The organism is Variovorax sp. Root411 (genome assembly GCF_001425205.1).
Classification (GTDB): Bacteria; Pseudomonadota; Gammaproteobacteria; order Burkholderiales; family Burkholderiaceae_C; genus Variovorax.
Window position 1 is genome coordinate 1,077,844 of the sequence record NZ_LMDW01000001.1, and the last position, 16,181, is coordinate 1,094,024.

The 16,181-nt window shown below is 65.2% G+C and carries 18 protein-coding genes and 1 tRNA gene; 16 read left to right on the forward strand and 3 right to left on the reverse strand.

The features are described 5' to 3' along the window. The first annotated feature begins 62 nt into the window (after positions 1-62). Complete coding sequence (gene tsaD / locus ASC92_RS05000) at positions 63-1,124, forward strand: tRNA (adenosine(37)-N6)-threonylcarbamoyltransferase complex transferase subunit TsaD (protein ID WP_056511070.1); 1,062 nt, start codon at positions 63-65, stop codon at positions 1,122-1,124. Here the strand turns inward: tsaD and ASC92_RS05005 are convergent. The 3 genes from ASC92_RS05005 to ASC92_RS29200 all read right to left on the reverse strand — a co-directional run bounded on the left by ASC92_RS05005 (position 1,060) and on the right by ASC92_RS29200 (position 2,629). Continuing rightward, positions 1,060-1,815, reverse strand: a complete 756-nt coding sequence (locus ASC92_RS05005) for an alpha/beta hydrolase-fold protein (protein ID WP_056511073.1) — start codon at positions 1,813-1,815, stop codon at positions 1,060-1,062. The genes tsaD and ASC92_RS05005 overlap by 65 nt on opposite strands. Before the next feature lie 190 nt (positions 1,816-2,005). Beyond that, positions 2,006-2,377: an Hsp20/alpha crystallin family protein gene (locus ASC92_RS05010; protein ID WP_056511076.1), complete on the reverse strand. Its 372-nt coding sequence runs from the start codon at positions 2,375-2,377 to the stop codon at positions 2,006-2,008. Positions 2,378-2,443: 66 nt separating this feature from the next. Then, complete coding sequence (locus tag ASC92_RS29200; protein WP_235505704.1) at positions 2,444-2,629, reverse strand: hypothetical protein; 186 nt, start codon at positions 2,627-2,629, stop codon at positions 2,444-2,446. Between ASC92_RS29200 and ASC92_RS05015 the strand changes: the two genes are divergently transcribed. From ASC92_RS05015 to nuoF, 15 genes are all read left to right on the forward strand, one after another. Then, on the forward strand, positions 2,616-3,782 hold the full coding sequence (locus ASC92_RS05015; RefSeq protein WP_235505698.1) for a branched-chain amino acid ABC transporter substrate-binding protein: 1,167 nt from the start codon (positions 2,616-2,618) through the stop codon (positions 3,780-3,782). The two genes, ASC92_RS29200 and ASC92_RS05015, sit on opposite strands and share 14 nt — an antisense overlap. A 30-nt stretch (positions 3,783-3,812) precedes the next feature. Further along, positions 3,813-4,985, forward strand: coding sequence for a pyridoxal phosphate-dependent aminotransferase (locus tag ASC92_RS05020; RefSeq protein WP_056511080.1), 1,173 nt, complete (start codon positions 3,813-3,815; stop codon positions 4,983-4,985). Between the two features lie 82 nt (positions 4,986-5,067). After that, positions 5,068-5,991, forward strand: a complete 924-nt coding sequence (locus ASC92_RS05025) for a DMT family transporter (protein WP_056511083.1) — start codon at positions 5,068-5,070, stop codon at positions 5,989-5,991. Positions 5,992-6,189: 198 nt separating this feature from the next. Beyond that, positions 6,190-6,456, forward strand: a complete 267-nt coding sequence (gene rpsO, locus ASC92_RS05030) for a 30S ribosomal protein S15 (RefSeq protein WP_007837783.1) — start codon at positions 6,190-6,192, stop codon at positions 6,454-6,456. 206 nt (positions 6,457-6,662) lie between these two features. Next, entirely contained in the window at positions 6,663-8,975 is a 2,313-nt protein-coding gene (pnp, locus tag ASC92_RS05035) for a polyribonucleotide nucleotidyltransferase (protein WP_056511088.1), read from the forward strand. An 89-nt stretch (positions 8,976-9,064) separates the two neighbouring features. Next, positions 9,065-10,063 carry an NAD(P)H-quinone oxidoreductase gene (locus ASC92_RS05040; protein ID WP_056511091.1) on the forward strand — a complete coding sequence of 333 codons (999 nt, stop codon included), beginning with the start codon at positions 9,065-9,067 and terminating at the stop codon, positions 10,061-10,063. Between the two features lie 13 nt (positions 10,064-10,076). After that, positions 10,077-10,841, forward strand: coding sequence for a triose-phosphate isomerase (gene tpiA / locus ASC92_RS05045; RefSeq protein WP_056511094.1), 765 nt, complete (start codon positions 10,077-10,079; stop codon positions 10,839-10,841). Between the two features lie 36 nt (positions 10,842-10,877). Beyond that, positions 10,878-11,279: a preprotein translocase subunit SecG gene (gene secG, locus ASC92_RS05050; RefSeq protein ID WP_056511097.1), complete on the forward strand. Its 402-nt coding sequence runs from the start codon at positions 10,878-10,880 to the stop codon at positions 11,277-11,279. A 119-nt stretch (positions 11,280-11,398) separates the two neighbouring features. Next, positions 11,399-11,483, forward strand: a tRNA-Leu gene (locus ASC92_RS05055). 67 nt (positions 11,484-11,550) lie between these two features. After that, positions 11,551-11,910 (forward strand): NADH-quinone oxidoreductase subunit A, encoded by a 360-nt coding sequence (locus ASC92_RS05060; protein WP_012748607.1) that lies wholly within the window; start codon positions 11,551-11,553, stop codon positions 11,908-11,910. 15 nt (positions 11,911-11,925) lie between these two features. Further along, positions 11,926-12,405, forward strand: a complete 480-nt coding sequence (locus tag ASC92_RS05065) for a NuoB/complex I 20 kDa subunit family protein (RefSeq protein WP_007837763.1) — start codon at positions 11,926-11,928, stop codon at positions 12,403-12,405. 13 nt (positions 12,406-12,418) lie between these two features. Continuing rightward, positions 12,419-13,030: an NADH-quinone oxidoreductase subunit C gene (locus ASC92_RS05070; RefSeq protein WP_056511099.1), complete on the forward strand. Its 612-nt coding sequence runs from the start codon at positions 12,419-12,421 to the stop codon at positions 13,028-13,030. A 1-nt stretch (position 13,031) separates the two neighbouring features. Continuing rightward, on the forward strand, positions 13,032-14,285 hold the full coding sequence (locus tag ASC92_RS05075; protein WP_056511102.1) for an NADH-quinone oxidoreductase subunit D: 1,254 nt from the start codon (positions 13,032-13,034) through the stop codon (positions 14,283-14,285). 10 nt (positions 14,286-14,295) lie between these two features. Beyond that, positions 14,296-14,841 carry an NADH-quinone oxidoreductase subunit NuoE gene (gene nuoE / locus ASC92_RS05080; protein ID WP_235505663.1) on the forward strand — a complete coding sequence of 182 codons (546 nt, stop codon included), beginning with the start codon at positions 14,296-14,298 and terminating at the stop codon, positions 14,839-14,841. Continuing rightward, a complete protein-coding gene (nuoF, locus tag ASC92_RS05085; protein ID WP_056511105.1) occupies positions 14,841-16,181 on the forward strand; it encodes an NADH-quinone oxidoreductase subunit NuoF in 1,341 nt (446 codons plus the stop codon). Before nuoE ends, nuoF begins: the two co-directional genes overlap by 1 nt.

A 16,181-nucleotide genomic window follows, 5' to 3' on the forward strand; every position in this document is an offset into this window, starting at 1 on the left:
TTGCAGGGCGCCGTTTGTCCCTTCGCGGGCGGCCGCCCGGGGCGCCGCCTACACTCGGCGCCATGCTCTTGTTGGGAATCGAATCATCCTGCGACGAAACCGGCGTGGCGCTGGTCGAGTCGCACGGCAGCGCGCTGCCGCTGCTGCGTTCGCACGCGCTGCACAGCCAGATCGCCATGCACCAGGCCTACGGCGGCGTGGTGCCCGAGCTAGCCAGCCGCGACCACATCCGCCGCGTGCTGCCGCTGACCGAGACCGTCATGGCCGAAGCCGGCCGCTCGCTGGCCGAGATCGACGTGGTGGCCTACACGCGCGGGCCAGGCCTGGCGGGCGCACTGCTCGTGGGCGCGGGCGTTGCCTGCGCGCTCGGTGTGGCGCTGGGCAAGCCGGTGCTGGGGGTGCATCACCTCGAAGGGCATCTGCTGTCGCCGTTCCTGAGCGCCGATCCGCCGGAGTTTCCGTTTGTCGCGCTGCTGGTGTCGGGGGGCCACACGCAATTGATGCGGGTGGACGGCGTGGGGCGCTACGAGCTGCTCGGCGAGAGCATCGACGACGCGGCCGGCGAGGCCTTCGACAAGAGCGCCAAGCTCATGGGCTTGCCGTACCCCGGCGGCCCGTGGCTCGCGAAGTTGGCCGAAGGCGGCAATGCCACGGCCTTCAAACTGCCACGGCCGCTGCTGCACAGCGGCGATCTCGATTTCTCCTTTGCCGGCCTGAAGACGGCCGTGCTCACGCAGGCCAGGAAGCTCGGCGACCAGCTCGAAGCGAACAAGGCCGACCTGGCGGCGTCCACTCAGGCGGCCATCGTCGAGGTGCTGCTGAGGAAATCGCTTGCCGCGCTCGACCAGACCGGGCTCAAGCGGCTGGTGGTGGCGGGCGGGGTGGGGGCCAACAGGAATTTGCGAGAACAGCTGAATGCCGCGTGCGCGAAGCGCAAGGTGCGCGTGCACTACCCCGAGCTGCACCTGTGCACCGACAACGGCGCCATGATCGCCATGGCCGCGGCGATGCGCCTGCAATCGGGCCTGTCGCAGGCGAGCGAGCGCTATGCCTTCGACGTCAAGCCGCGATGGCCCATGGCGTCGCTCTCGTCGGCTGAGGCGCCGCTGCCGGAGACTGCGTAGCCGGCTGCCGCGAGCGGCCGATCGCCGGCAGCGGCAGCACGTCCAGCACATTGCGCCACAGCTGGCGCCATTGCGGCCAGTCGTGGCCGCCCTCGATCGTGAAGACGCGTCCCGGCGGCAGGGCGTCGGCCAGCAGCTTGTGGTTGCTGGCAAAGCGGTCGTCCAGCCCGAAGCCCAGGTACAGCGGCGGCAGGTTCTTCGACGGCTTGGCTTCCAGGTACTGCTGGAAGAAGGGCCAGAGCTTGCGGTCGGGCTCCTCGTCGGCCTGCGGCCCGGTGGGCGCCTGCCAGGCGCGCAGGCCGCCGGCCTTCTTGATCTCCGCGCCGAGCACCCGGCGACCGAGGTAGGGCGCGAGCGCCACGATGCCGTCCACCGAGCCCGGCCGGGCCAGTTCGTGGATCAGCGCGCCGAAGCCGCCGATGGAAATGCCCACGAGCCAGATCGACTTGTAGCCCCTGGCGCGCTGGGGCTCGATGACCTCGGTGTGCAGGCGCTCGCTCAGCGTCTGCTCGTAGTAGTAGGAAACATCCGCGTCCACCAGCAGCGCGTCGGCCGCCAGGTGGCGCTCGCGCACCGCGGCGATGAACCCTTCACGCTCGAACTCGTCGGGCTTCAGGTAGGCGCCGGGCAGGAACACCAGGAGCGTGTCGGATTGTTCGTTGGGGTTGGCAAGTTGAAGGTGCGTGTTCATGGTGCCTTTTTGGGACACCCGGACCGCACCGGCGGGGATTTCGGTGCGCTCACGAGACGCCCACGAAGAAGAAAGTTCTAAGAAAACGTCACATCATGTGACGTTATCCAGCGCTATTGTGAATAAGGTGCTCGTTTAAAGTCAAAACAAGACCATTACTGACATTTTTCCTCTTGTGGGCATAGGCCGGTTAGTTGATTTGCAACTGTGCGGCCTGGTTCGCGGGCACCAGTTTGCCGAGCTTCAGCGTGAGCACGCCGTTCTCGAGCTTGGCCTCGCTGGCCGCCACGTCGATGTCCTGCGGCAACTCGTAGGCCGCCTTGAACTGGCGCTTGGCTTCGGCCTTGCTGTCGATGCGCAGCACGGCGCCTTCGATGCTGATCGCGAGGTCTTCTCGCGCAAAGCCCGGCACGTCCAGCGAGAGGGTCCAGCTCTTGTCGTCCTGTTCCACCAGCGGGGAGCGGCGGGGGGCGGCGAAGGCATCGTTCACGAAGCGTTCGAAGGCGCGGTCATAGGCGCGGGGAGCGAAGCGGGCGGTGCGAAGGGTGGGGGCGAAAAGCATGGTGAAGAACTCCTGAATGAACACAATGGGGACAAGGAATGTGTGTCCCTTACACTGCGCGGCCATTCAATCCTGAGTGCCGCTTGACACCTCATCTAGGCGCAGCCGCACGCGTTTCAAGACGATGACTCCCTCCTTTATTTGGCGCCGCCGGGCCTTGAAATTCGCGGCGCTGGCGCTATGCGCGGCTTCCTTCACCACAACGGCGCAGACGCAGGCCGCGCCCATCCGTCTTGCCTTGATCGAAAGCATGAGCGGCCCGTTCGCCAACACCGGCGAGGCGGTGTTCCGCAACCTGCTGTGGGCGGTGGAACGCGTCAACGCACGCGGCGGTGTGAAGCTGCCGGGCGGCGCTCGGCCGCTGCAGCTCGACCGCTACGACAGCAAAGGGCGGAACGAGGAGGCGCTCTCCGCCCTGCGCGCCGCAATGGACGATGGCGCGCGCATCGTGCTGCAGGGCAATTCGTCGGCCACGGCCGCGGCGCTGGTCGATGCCATCGACAAGAACAACGAACGCGACCCCGCGCGGCGCGTGATCTTCCTCAACTACGCGGCGGTCGACCCGGCGCTCACGAACGAGCGCTGCAGCTTCTGGCACTTCCGCTTCGACGCGCATGCCGACATGCGCATGGCCGCGCTGATGGATGTGGTGAGGGACGACGCCGCGCTCAAGCGCGTCTACCTGATCGGCCAGGACTACAGCTTCGGCCAGGCCGTGCTGCGCGAGGCACGCCGGCAGCTCGGTGCGCAGCGCCCTGACGTGGAGATCGTGGGCGACGAACTGCATCCGATGGGCAAGGTGAAGGATTTCGCGCCCTACGCCACCAAGATCATCGCGAGCGGTGCGCAGGCCGTGGTCACGGGCAACTGGGGCAACGACCTCACGCTGCTCGTGAAGGCGGCGCGCGAGGCTGGCTTCAACGGCACCTTCTATACCTTCTATGGCAATGCGCTGGGCGCACCGGCGGCCATCGGCGATGCGGGCATCGGCCGCGTGATCGCCGTGGCCGACTGGCTGCCCAACGTGCAGACGGCGCAGTCCGAAACCTTCTACCGCGCCTTCCGCACGCGCTTTCCGAAGCCGGCCGACGACTATGTGCACATGCGGCTGCAGCTGATGATCGAAGCGCTCGTGCAGGCCGTCGAGCGTGCTGGCAGCGCAGACGCGGTGCCGGTGGCGCGCGCGCTGGAGCAGGCCGACGTGAGCCTGTACGGCCAGCGCGGGCGCATGCGCGCAACGGACCACCAATTCCAGCAGCAACTGGTGGTCGGCGTGATGGACCGGCAGGGCAGGCCGGGCGTGCAGTTCGACGTCGAAGGCTCGGGCTACGGCTTCCGTGTGGTCAAGACGATTCCCCCGGAGCGCGCAGAACTGCCGACCTCGTGCAAGATGAAGAAGCCTTGATGACGACGATGAAGAACAGGACAACCAGACATGCGTGAAGCCATCCACAACCTCGAAGCCTCGAAGATCCGCGAAGTCGCCAATGCCGGCATGGGCCGCGACGACGTGCTGGCTTTCTGGTTCGGCGAAAGCGACGAAGTCACGCCCGAGGTGATCCGCCAGGCGGCCATCGATTCGCTGCAGCGGGGCGAGACCTTCTACGCCCACAACCTTGGCCTGCCCGAGCTGCGCGAAGCCATCGCGCGCTACACCAGCGGGCTGCATCCTGCGGTCGATGCCTCGCGCATCGCCGTCACCTCGGGCGGCGTGAGCGCGCTGATGCTCGCGGTGCAGGCACTGGTCGACGCGGGCGACGAAGTGGTCGCCGTGACGCCGGTGTGGCCCAATCTGACGGCGCAGCCCGCGATCATGGGCGCGCGGGTGCGCACCTTGCCGCTGGTGCCGGTGAACGGGCAATGGACGCTCGACCTGCCCGCGCTGCGCGCGGCGGTCACTTCGAAGACGAAGCTGCTGATCGTCAACGCGCCGAACAATCCCACGGGCTGGACCATGACGCGCGACGAGCAGCAGGCCGTGCTCGACCACTGCCGCCAGACCGGCACGTGGATCCTCGCCGACGAGGTGTACGAGCGCCTGTACTACGAGCCGACGCCCAATGCCTGTGCGCCGAGCTTCCTCGACATCTCGAAGCCCGACGACCGGCTCGTCGTCACGCACAGCTTCTCGAAGAGCTTCCTGATGACGGGCTGGCGCCTCGGCTGGCTGGTGCTGCCGCCGTCGATGGTGGACGGCATCGGCAAGCTGATCGAGTTCAACACCTCGTGCGCCAGCGTGTTCACGCAGCGCGCCGCCATCACCGCCATCGAACACACGAGCGAGATCACGCCGCGCGTGGTGGCGCACCTGAAGCACTGCCGCGATACGCTGGTGCCGTTGCTGGCGGCGCTGCCGGGCGTGCAGGTGGCCTCGGCCAAGGGCGGCATGTATGCCTTCTTCCGGCTCGAAGGCTTCGGCGATTCGCTCGAAGTGGCCAAGCGGCTGGTCGCCGAGGCGGGCCTGGGGCTCGCGCCGGGCAATGCCTTCGCGCCCGAGGCACAGGGATGGCTGCGCTGGTGCTTTGCGTCGAAAGACCCGCAGCGGCTGGTGAAGGGCGTGGAGCGCCTGCGCAACTGGCTGGCGGAGCAGCCGCAGCGCAAGGGCTGATCCGGCCCTCTGCAATTTCGTTCAATACGCGGCGCGACCGGGCCGCGAAGCTCGGGCTTTTCTCGGAAGCGAAAGGTCTGGCATGTCGGAACGGTTGAAGGGAATGGCGCTGTGCGCGCTGGCAATGGTCACGGTGGGCAGCACGGTGGTGGCCAGCAAGGTCATCGCAGGCGGGCTACCGCCCTTCACCGCGACCGCACTGCGGTTTGCGATGGCGCTGCCGGTGTTTCTTGTGCTGTTGCGGCTGACGCGCACGCCTTGGCCTCGCCCTGAGCGGCGCGACCTGGTGTTGCTCTTGTGCCAGGCCGGGCTGGGCAGCGTGGGCTACACGGTGTTGCTGATCCTGGGCGTGAGGTGGGCGCCGGCCGCGAGCGCGGGCGTGGTGGCCGGGACGCTGCCGGCCGTTGCGGCGCTGGTGGCGGTGCTGGCTTTGCGCGAGCGGCCCGGGCGCTATCTGATCGGCAGCGTCGTCTTGGCGACGGCGGGGGTGCTGGCAATCAGCTGGCCGGGCGAGGGCTCCGCAGGGGACTCCAAATCGCCCGCGGCGATGGTCGGCAACCTGCTGGTGCTGGGCGCGGTCGTCTGCGAGGCAATGTTCATCCTGCTCAACAAGCGGCTGCGGGCGCCGGTGCGTTCGCTGGCGCTGTCGACGCTGATGACGGCCTTCGGGCTCGTGCTGTCGCTGGTTCCGGCGCTGTTCGAGCGGGCCTGGGAACACCCGTTGCCGAACGATGCGCTGATCGGCGTCGCCTACTACGCGCTGGTGCCGACGGTGCTGGGTTTCGTCCTCTGGTTTGCCGGATCGGCGAGGCTGAAAGGGGCGGAAGCGGCGCTTTTCACCGCGCTCTTGCCGGTTTCCGCACTGATACTGGCGGCCCTCTGGCTGGGAGAAAGTATCAGTTCAGGGCAGATCGGCGGGGCAGCCTGCGTGCTGGGCGCGGTGGGCCTGGCTTCACTCGATGGACGGATCGGGACGCGGCCCGACGAAGTCGCGGCCCCTTCGTGAAACACCGCGGAACCGGCTTTGCCGGGCCGCAGGTGCTGCCCCCGATAGGGGGTAGGAGAAGCGACACGAAGTGCGCGTAGCCTGGGGGCGAGCCCTGTCCAGGCTATAATCCCGAGGCTTTGCATGCCGCAAGGCGCACGGTGAGGGTAGTTCCAGCGCTCACCGCAAGTCAAACATCCCGGAACAAGGAAATTCAACATGATCGCAGCCTCCATCAAGGCCGAAGTCGTCAAAGACAACGCCCGCGCCGCCAACGACACCGGCAGCCCAGAAGTGCAAGTCGCACTGCTGACCGCCCGCATCAACGAGCTCACCCCCCACTTCAAGACGCACGCCAAGGACCACCACGGCCGTCGCGGCCTGCTGCGCATGGTGAGCCGCCGCCGCAAGCTCCTCGACTACCTCAAGTCCAAGGATGCCGACCGCTACACCGCGCTGATCGCCAAGCTGGGTCTGCGCAAGTAAATCGAATCGCATGAAAAAACGCCTGGGTTAGTCCGCTAGCTCAGGCGTTTTTTACTTCGCGATCCACTTTCGGAGTGCCAAAACAGAGCGAAGCTGTGTCATTCCAATGAAGTTCTCTCCGAGCTTCGCTGGAATGGCATCGTGTTCTGAGACAGCCTCCGCCCCTTGCGAACCCCGAGTGGTTCGCTACTAAAACAGGAGCAAACATGAGCCTCTTCAACAAAATCACCAAGTCCTTCCAATGGGGCGACAAGACTGTCGTCATGGAAACGGGCGAAGTCGCCCGCCAGGCCAATGGCGCCGTGCTGGTCGACATCGACGGCACCGTGATCCTGGCGACCGTGGTCGCTTCCAAGTCCGCCAAGCCGGGTCAGGACTTCTTCCCGCTGACCGTCGACTACATCGAGAAGACCTACGCCGCCGGCAAAATCCCCGGCAGCTTCTTCAAGCGCGAAGCCAAGCCCAGCGAACATGAAACGCTGACCAGCCGCCTGATCGACCGCCCGATCCGCCCGCTGTTCCCCGAAGGCTTCCTGAACGAAGTGCACGTGGTCATCCACACCGTGTCGCTCAACCCCGAAGTCGACGCCGACATCGCCGCCATGATTGGCGTGAGCGCTGCGCTCGCCATCTCCGGCATTCCGTTCAGCGGCCCGATCGGCGCCGCCCGCGTCGGCTATATCAACGGCCAGTACGTGCTGAATCCGGGCCAGACGGCTCGCAAGGATTCGCAGATGGACCTCGTCGTCGCCGGCACCCAAGCCGCCGTGCTGATGGTCGAATCGGAAGCCCAGCAACTCAGCGAAGAAATCATGCTCGGCGGCGTGGTGTTCGGCCACGAACAGGCCAACATCGCGATCAACGCGATTCATGACCTCGTGCGCGACGCCGGCAAGCCGGTGTGGGACTGGCAAGCGCCCGCCGAAGACGAAGCCTTCGTCGCCAAGGTCAAGGACCTGGCCGAAGAAAAGCTGCGCGCCGTCTATCAAATTCGCAGCAAGCAGGCCCGCACGCAAGCCCTGCGCGAAGCCAATGCCAGCGTGATGAGCACGCTCAAGGAAGGCGGCGAGCCCTTCGACGCCGGCAAGGTCAACGACCTGCTGTTCGCCATCGAATCGAAGATCGTGCGCAGCCAGATCCTGTCGGGCGAGCCCCGCATCGACGGCCGCGACACGCGTACCGTGCGCCCCATCGAAATCCGCAACTCGGTGCTGCCGCGCACCCACGGTTCGGCCCTGTTCACGCGTGGTGAAACCCAGGCGCTGGTCATCACCACGCTGGGCACCGAACGCGACGCACAGCGCATCGACGCGTTGGCCGGCGAGTACGAAGACCGCTTCCTGTTCCACTACAACATGCCTCCCTTTGCCACCGGCGAAGTGGGTCGCATGGGCTCGACCAAGCGCCGCGAAATCGGCCACGGCCGCCTGGCCAAGCGCGCGCTCGTCGCCGTGCTGCCGACCAAGGAAGAATTCCCGTACACGGTTCGCGTGGTGTCGGAAATCACCGAGTCGAACGGCTCCTCGTCGATGGCTTCGGTCTGCGGCGGCTGCCTGTCGATGATGGACGCCGGCGTGCCGATGAAGGCGCACGTGGCCGGTATCGCCATGGGCCTGATCAAGGAGGACAACCGATTCGCGGTGCTCACCGACATCCTGGGCGACGAAGATCACCTGGGCGACATGGACTTCAAGGTTGCGGGCACCACCAACGGCATCACCGCGCTGCAGATGGACATCAAGATCCAGGGCATCACCAAGGAAATCATGCAGGTCGCACTGGCGCAAGCCAAGGAAGCGCGCATGCACATCCTGGGCAAGATGCAGGAAGCCATGGGCGAGGCCAAGGCCGAAGTCTCCAGCTTCGCACCGCGCCTGACCACGCTGAAGATCAACCCCGAGAAGATCCGCGACGTGATCGGCAAGGGCGGCTCGGTCATCCGTGGCCTGCAGGAAGAAACCGGCACGACGATCAACATCGACGAAGACGGCACCATCACCATCGCCTCGACCGATCCGGAAAAGGCCGAACTGGCCAAGAAGCGCATCGAGCAGATCACGGCCGAAGTCGAAATCGGCAAGGTCTACGAAGGCCCGGTCACCAAGATCCTGGACTTCGGTGCGCTCATCAACCTGCTGCCCGGCAAGGACGGCCTGCTGCACATCAGCCAGATCGCGCACGAACGCGTTGAGAAGGTGACCGACTATCTGAGCGAAGGCCAGATCGTGAAGGTCAAGGTTCTCGAGACGGACGAAAAGGGCCGCGTCAAGCTGTCGATGAAGGCGCTGACCGAGCGTCCGGCCGGCATGGAATACAGCGAGCGCCCGCCGCGTGAAGACCGTGGCGATCGCGGTGACCGTGGCGGCGACCGCCGTGAGCGTTCGGACCGTGGCGACCGCGGTGGTGATCGTGGCGAGCGCGCACCGCGCTTCAACGACCAGCAGCAACAGCCGCGCAACGAGCAGCCGCAGGCCCCGGTCGGCGAGCAATCGCAAGCACCGCGCGAGCCTCAGGAGTAAGAAGGGCGCAACGGCGGTTCATTGCCGCCGTTGCTATCTTTTGAACGTCAAGCTTCGCCCCATCTGCGGGCGTTGGAGGCCGAAAGACCATGAAAGCCATTGAAATCACTTCGTACGGCGCCCCTGAGGTGCTGCGCGTGGCCGATCGTCCCGATCCGGTGGCGGGTGCGAGCGAGCTGCTGATTCGCGTCGCGGCCAGTGGCGTCAACCGGCCCGACGTGCTGCAGCGGATGGGTCACTATCCGGTGCCGCCGGGCGCATCCGACCTGCCGGGCCTCGAAGTGGCCGGCGAGATCGTGTCGGGCGACGCTGCGGCGCTGGCCGAGGCGGGTTTCAAGGTCGGCGACCGCGTTTGTGCGCTGATCGCCGGCGGTGGCTATGCCGAGCTGTGCGTGGCGCCCGTGGCGCAATGCCTGCCGGTGCCGAAGGGTTGGAGCGATGTCGATGCGGCATCGCTGCCCGAGACCTTCTTCACCGTCTGGAGCAATGTGTTCGAGCGCGGCCGTCTGCAAAAAGGCGAGACGCTGCTGATCCAGGGCGGCTCGAGCGGCATCGGCGTCACGGCGATCCAGATCGCCAAGGCGCTCGGTGCGACGGTGATCGTCACGGCCGGCAGCGACGACAAGTGCGAAGCCTGCAAGAAACTCGGTGCCGACCACGCCATCAACTACCGCACGAGCGACTTCGTCGAAGAAGCGAAGAAGCTCACCGGTGGCAAGGGTGTGGACGTGATCCTCGACATGGTTGCAGGCGACTACGTGGCGCGCGAGATCGAATGCCTGGCCGAAGACGGCAGGCTCGTGATCATTGCGGTGCAGGGCGGCGTAAAGGCTCAGATCAATGCGGGCCTCGTGCTGCGCAGGCGACTCACGATCACCGGCTCGACGCTGCGGCCTCGGCCGGTGGCCTTCAAGGGCGCCATTGCCAAGGCCCTGCGCGAGAAGGTGTGGCCGCTGCTGGAAAGCGGCGCCATCAAGCCCGTGATCCACAGTACCTTTGCGGCAGCGGGTGAGCCTAGCGGCGCAGCCCAGGCTCACACGCTGATGGAATCGAACCAGCACATCGGCAAGATCGTGCTGACATGGTGACGGGAAGAATGCGATGACAACCAAGAAGAAACTGATCGCCGGCAACTGGAAGATGAACGGCAGCCTCGCCGCCAACGAGGCGCTGGTGAAGGCCTTGCAGCAAGGCCTGGCCGCAAGCCCGGCCGCGTGCGACGTGGCGCTGTGCGCGCCCGCGCCGTACTTTGCGCAACTGCAGTCGCTGCTGGCGGGCTCGCCGGCACTGGCGCTCGGTGCACAGGACATTTCGGCGCATCCGCAAGGTGCATTCACCGGCGAGCAATCGGCGGCGATGCTGAAGGATTTCGGCGTGCGCTATGCAATCGTCGGCCACTCGGAACGCCGGCAATACCACGGTGAAACCGATGAGGCCGTCGCGGCGAAAACCGCTGCGGCATTGGCCAACGGCATCACGCCGATCGTCTGTGTCGGCGAAACGCTGGCCCAGCGCGAAGCAGGGCAGACCGAAGAGGTCGTCAAGCGCCAGCTGGCTGCGGTGATTCACGTGAACGGCCATTGCATCAGCGAGATCGTCGTGGCGTATGAGCCTGTCTGGGCCATCGGCACGGGCAAGACGGCCTCGCCGGAGCAGGCGCAAGCGGTGCATGCCGTGCTGCGCGCGCAACTGCATCACGCGGCGAGCGAGCATGCCGCGGGCATCCAGATTCTTTATGGCGGCAGCATGAATGCGGCCAATGCCGCCGAACTGCTGGCGCAGGCCGACATCGACGGCGGCCTCATCGGTGGCGCGTCGCTCAAGGCGCCCGATTTTCTGCAGATCATTTCTGCCGCTGCGCGCTGAATGCGCAACGGCTGTATCAATTAGGAGTAAGAACGAATGAACGTGGTCCTCAATCTTCTGGTCGGCGTACAGATGCTGGCAGCCCTCGCAATGATCGGCCTGATCCTGGTCCAGCATGGCAAGGGCGCCGACATGGGTGCGGCCTTCGGCAGCGGCAGCGCCGGTAGCCTGTTCGGCGCCAGCGGCAGTGCCAACTTTCTCTCGCGCACCACGGCCGTGCTTGCAGCAGTGTTCTTCGCATGCACGCTGTTGCTGGCCTATTTCAGCCATGCACGTCCCGCGGGCGGCGGCAGTCTTCTGGAGCGCGCCGCGGTGGGTGCACCCGCTGCGCCGGCTTCCGGTGCGGCTGGTGAAATTCCTGGCGCAGCAGCTCCGGGTGCCCCTGCTTCGGCTCCTGCAGCCCCGGTTTCGGGTGCGGGCCAGATCCCCAGCAAGTAATCAACTCGTTTTCATGAGTTGCCTGTGAGAAATGGCTTCATTTCAGGGTAAACTCTAAATCTGTTCGGAAAGCCAAATGCCTCTTGCAGGTACCTCATGCCATCCGAACAGCAAAAACCGCGGTCGTGGTGAAATTGGTAGACACGCTATCTTGAGGGGGTAGTGGCGAAAGCTGTGCGAGTTCGAGTCTCGCCGACCGCACCAAATCTCATCGGCAGAAAACCTCATCCAGGGGTTCTTCTTGCCGGTGGCAAGCGGTGAAAAACTCTCGATGAATCTCGACTCCTACCTCCCCGTCCTTTTGTTCATTCTGGTCGGAGTCGGCGTAGGCGTCGCCCCTCAGGTCATCGGATACATCCTCGGCCCGAACAGGCCCGACGCCGCGAAGAACGCTCCCTACGAGTGTGGCTTCGAAGCCTTCGAGGACGCACGCATGAAGTTCGACGTGCGCTACTACCTCGTCGCGATTCTCTTCATCCTGTTCGATCTCGAAATTGCCTTTCTCTTCCCTTGGGCCATTGCGCTCAAGGAGATCGGCGCTGTCGGCTTCTGGGCCATGATGATCTTCCTCGCCATCCTCGTCGTGGGCTTCGCCTACGAGTGGAAAAAGGGCGCGCTCGACTGGGAATGACAAGGAAAGCACACGATGGCCATTGAAGGCGTTCTCAAAGAAGGTTTTGTCACCACCACCTACGACTCGGTGGTGAACTGGGCGAAGACCGGATCTCTCTGGCCGATGACGTTCGGCCTCGCATGCTGTGCGGTCGAAATGATGCACGCGGGTGCTGCCCGCTACGACATCGATCGTTTCGGCATGCTGTTTCGTCCGAGCCCGCGCCAGTCCGATCTGATGATCGTGGCCGGCACGCTGTGCAACAAGATGGCGCCGGCGCTGCGCAAGGTCTACGACCAGATGCCCGAGCCGCGCTGGGTGCTGTCGATGGGTTCGTGCGCGAATGGCGGTGGCTACTACCACTACAGCTATTCGGTCGTGCGCGGCTGCGACCGCATCGTGCCCGTCGATGTGTACGTTCCGGGTTGCCCGCCCACCGCCGAAGCATTGCTCTACGGCGTGATCCAGTTGCAGCAGAAGATTCGCCGCACCAACACCATTGCCCGCGCCTGAGGGATTGCCGACGATGACTGACTTTGCAATTTCGCCGGAGGTGCTGCGCGCCACCATCGCCGAGACGCTCGGCGCCAAGGCCAGGAGCGTGACGCTCGCACTGGGCGAGGTGACCGTGGTGGTGAGTGCCGTTGATTACATCGACGCTGCCACGCTGCTGCGCGACGCGCCCGGCTGCCGCTTCGAACAATTGATCGATCTTTGCGGCATGGACTACTCCGACTACCGCGAAGGCGAGTGGCAGGGCGAGCGCTATTGCGTCGTCACGCACCTGCTGTCGGTGAGCCTCAACCAGCGCGTGCGCCTCAAGGTGTTTGCGCCGAGCGAAGACCTGCCGGTGGTCGATTCGCTGCAGCCCGTCTGGAGCGCCGCCACCTGGTTCGAGCGCGAAGCCTTCGACCTGTACGGCATCGTGTTCGACGGCCACGACGACCTGCGCCGCATCCTGACCGACTACGGCTTCATCGGCCATCCGTTCCGCAAGGACTTCCCGGTGTCCGGATACGTCGAGATGCGTTACGACGAAGAACAGAAGCGCGTGGTCTACCAGCCGGTATCGATCGAGCCGCGCGAAATCACCCCGCGCGTGATCCGCGAAGACAACTACGGCGGCGGTTTGCACTGATATGGCCGAAATCAAGAACTACACACTCAACTTCGGTCCCCAGCATCCCGCGGCACACGGCGTGCTGCGCCTGGTGCTCGAGCTCGACGGCGAAGTGATCCAGCGCGCCGACCCGCACATCGGCCTGCTGCATCGCGCGACCGAGAAGCTCGCCGAATCGCGCACTTTCATCCAGTCGCTGCCCTACATGGACCGCCTCGACTACGTGTCGATGATGTCCAACGAGCACGCCTATTGCCTCGCCATCGAGCGGATGATGGGTCTCGATGTGCCGATCCGCGCGCAGTACATCCGCGTGATGTTCGCCGAGATCACCCGGCTGCTGAACCACCTGCTGTGGCTCGGCGCGCACGGCCTTGATTGCGGTGCGATGAACATGCTCATCTACTGCTTCCGCGAGCGTGAAGACCTGTTCGACATGTACGAGGCCGTGTCCGGCGCGCGCATGCATGCGGCGTACTTCCGTCCGGGCGGCGTCTACCGCGACCTGCCGGACGCGATGCCGCAGTACAAGGTCAGCAAGATCAAGAACGCGAAGGCCATCGAGCGCCTGAACGAAGATCGCCAAGGGTCGCTGCTCGACTTCGTCGACGCCTTCTGCAAGCGCTTCCCGAAGATGGTCGACGAGTACGAGACGCTGCTCACCGACAACCGCATCTGGAAGCAGCGCACCGTGGGCATCGGCGTGGTCACGCCGGAGCGCGCGCTGAATCTGGGTTTCACCGGCCCCATGCTGCGCGGCTCGGGCATCGAATGGGACCTGCGCAAGAAGCAGCCCTACGACGTCTACAGCGAGATGCAGTTCGACGTGCCCGTCGGCAAGACCGGCGACTGCTACGACCGCTACCTGGTTCGCGTCGAAGAGATGCGCCAGGCCAACAAGATCATCCAGCAGTGCTCGGCCTGGCTGCGCGCCAACCCCGGCCCGGTGATCACCGACAACCACAAGGTCGCCGCGCCCGCGCGCGAATCGATGAAGGCGAACATGGAGGAGCTGATCCACCATTTCAAGCTCTTCACCGAAGGCTTCCATGTGCCCGAAGGCGAAGCGTATGCCGCCGTCGAGCATCCGAAGGGCGAATTCGGCATCTATCTCGTGAGCGACGGCGCCAACAAGCCGTACCGCCTGAAGATCCGCGCCCCTGGTTTCCCGCACCTCGCCGCCCTCGACGAAATGTCGCGCGGTCACATGATCGCCGACGCTGTCGCGGTGATCGGCACGATGGACATCGTGTTCGGCGAAATCGACAGGTGAGAAAGAGCGAATGACTTCCTCGACCCACCATGACACGGCGCCCTCGGCGCCTTCTGCTCCTCTGAAGCCAGTGATCCTCGAGCGCTTTGCGCGCGAGGTGGCCAAGTACCCCGAAGCAGGCAAGCAATCCGCCGTGATGGCCTGCCTCGCCATCGTCCAGCAGGACGAGGGCTACGTCAGCCTGCAGCGCGAACGCGAGATTGCCGAGTACCTCGGCATGGCGCCCATCGCCGTGCATGAAGTGACGACCTTCTACAACATGTACAACCAGCATCCGGTGGGCAAGTTCAAGCTCAACGTGTGCACCAACCTGCCGTGCCAGCTGCGTGACGGCGTGACCGCGCTCGTGCACCTCGAGAAGAGGCTCGGCATCAAGATGGGCGAGACCACGGCCGACGGCGTGTTCACGCTGCAGCAGAGCGAGTGCCTGGGCGCCTGTGCCGATTCGCCCGTGATGCTGGTCAACGACCGCACCATGTGCAGCTTCATGAGCAACGACAAGCTCGACCAGCTCATCGAGGGCCTGCGTGGCTCCGTCAAAGGGGAGGCCGCCTGATGTCACCCGAACAAGTTCTCCAGCAGTTCCAGGCCACGGGCGTCCAGACCTGTTTCCATGACCGCCACATCGAGCCGCAAATCTATGCGGGCCTCGATGGCACCAACTGGCGCCTGGCCGACTACGAAGCGCGCGGCGGCTACAAGGCCCTGCGCAAGATCCTCACCGAGGGCCTCACGCCCGACCAGGTGATCGCCGAAGTGAAGGCCTCGGGCCTGCGCGGCCGTGGCGGCGCAGGTTTCCCGACCGGCCTGAAGTGGAGCTTCATGCCCCGCCAGTTTCCGGGCCAGAAGTACCTCGTCTGCAATTCGGACGAAGGCGAGCCCGGCACCTGCAAGGACCGCGACATCCTGCAGTTCAACCCGCACATCGTGATCGAGGGCATGGCCATCGCCGCGTATGCGATGGGCATCAGCGTCGGCTACAACTACATCCACGGCGAGATCTTCCAGAGCTACGACCGTTTCGAAGAGGCGCTTGAAGAAGCGCGCGCCGCCGGCTACCTCGGCGACAAGATCATGGGCAGCACGTACAACTTCCAGTTGCACGCCGCCCACGGCTTCGGCGCCTACATCTGCGGCGAGGAAACCGCGCTGCTCGAATCGCTCGAAGGCAAGAAGGGCCAGCCGCGCTTCAAGCCGCCGTTCCCGGCGAGCTTCGGCCTCTACGGCAAGCCGACCACCATCAACAACACCGAGACCTTCGCGGCGGTGCCCTGGATCATCAACAACGGCGGTCCGGCCTACCTCGAATGCGGCAAGCCGAACAACGGCGGCACCAAGATCTACTCGGTGAGCGGCGACGTCGAGTTGCCCGGCAACTACGAAGTGCCCATGGGCACGCCGTTCTCCAAGCTGCTCGAACTGGCCGGCGGTGTTCGCAAGGGCCGCACGCTCAAGGCGGTGATCCCCGGTGGATCGTCGTCGCCGGTGCTGCCGGCCGACATCATGATGGCCTGCACCATGGACTACGACTCCATCGCCAAGGCCGGCTCCATGCTGGGCTCGGGCGCGGTGATCGTCATGGACGACAGCCGTTCGATGGTCGAGTCGCTCAAGCGCCTGTCGTACTTCTACATGCACGAGTCCTGCGGCCAGTGCACGCCGTGCCGTGAAGGCACGGGCTGGCTTTATCGCGTGGTGGACCGCATCCACAACGGCAAGGGCAAGCCCAGCGACATGCAACTGCTCGACTCCGTCGCCGGCGACATCATGGGCCGCACCATCTGTGCGCTCGGCGATGCGGCGGCAATGCCCGTGCGCGCCATGATCAAGCACTTCCGTCACGAGTTCGAAGCCCTGATCCCGGGCCACGTCCCGACGGCGCCCGTCAAGGCCTGA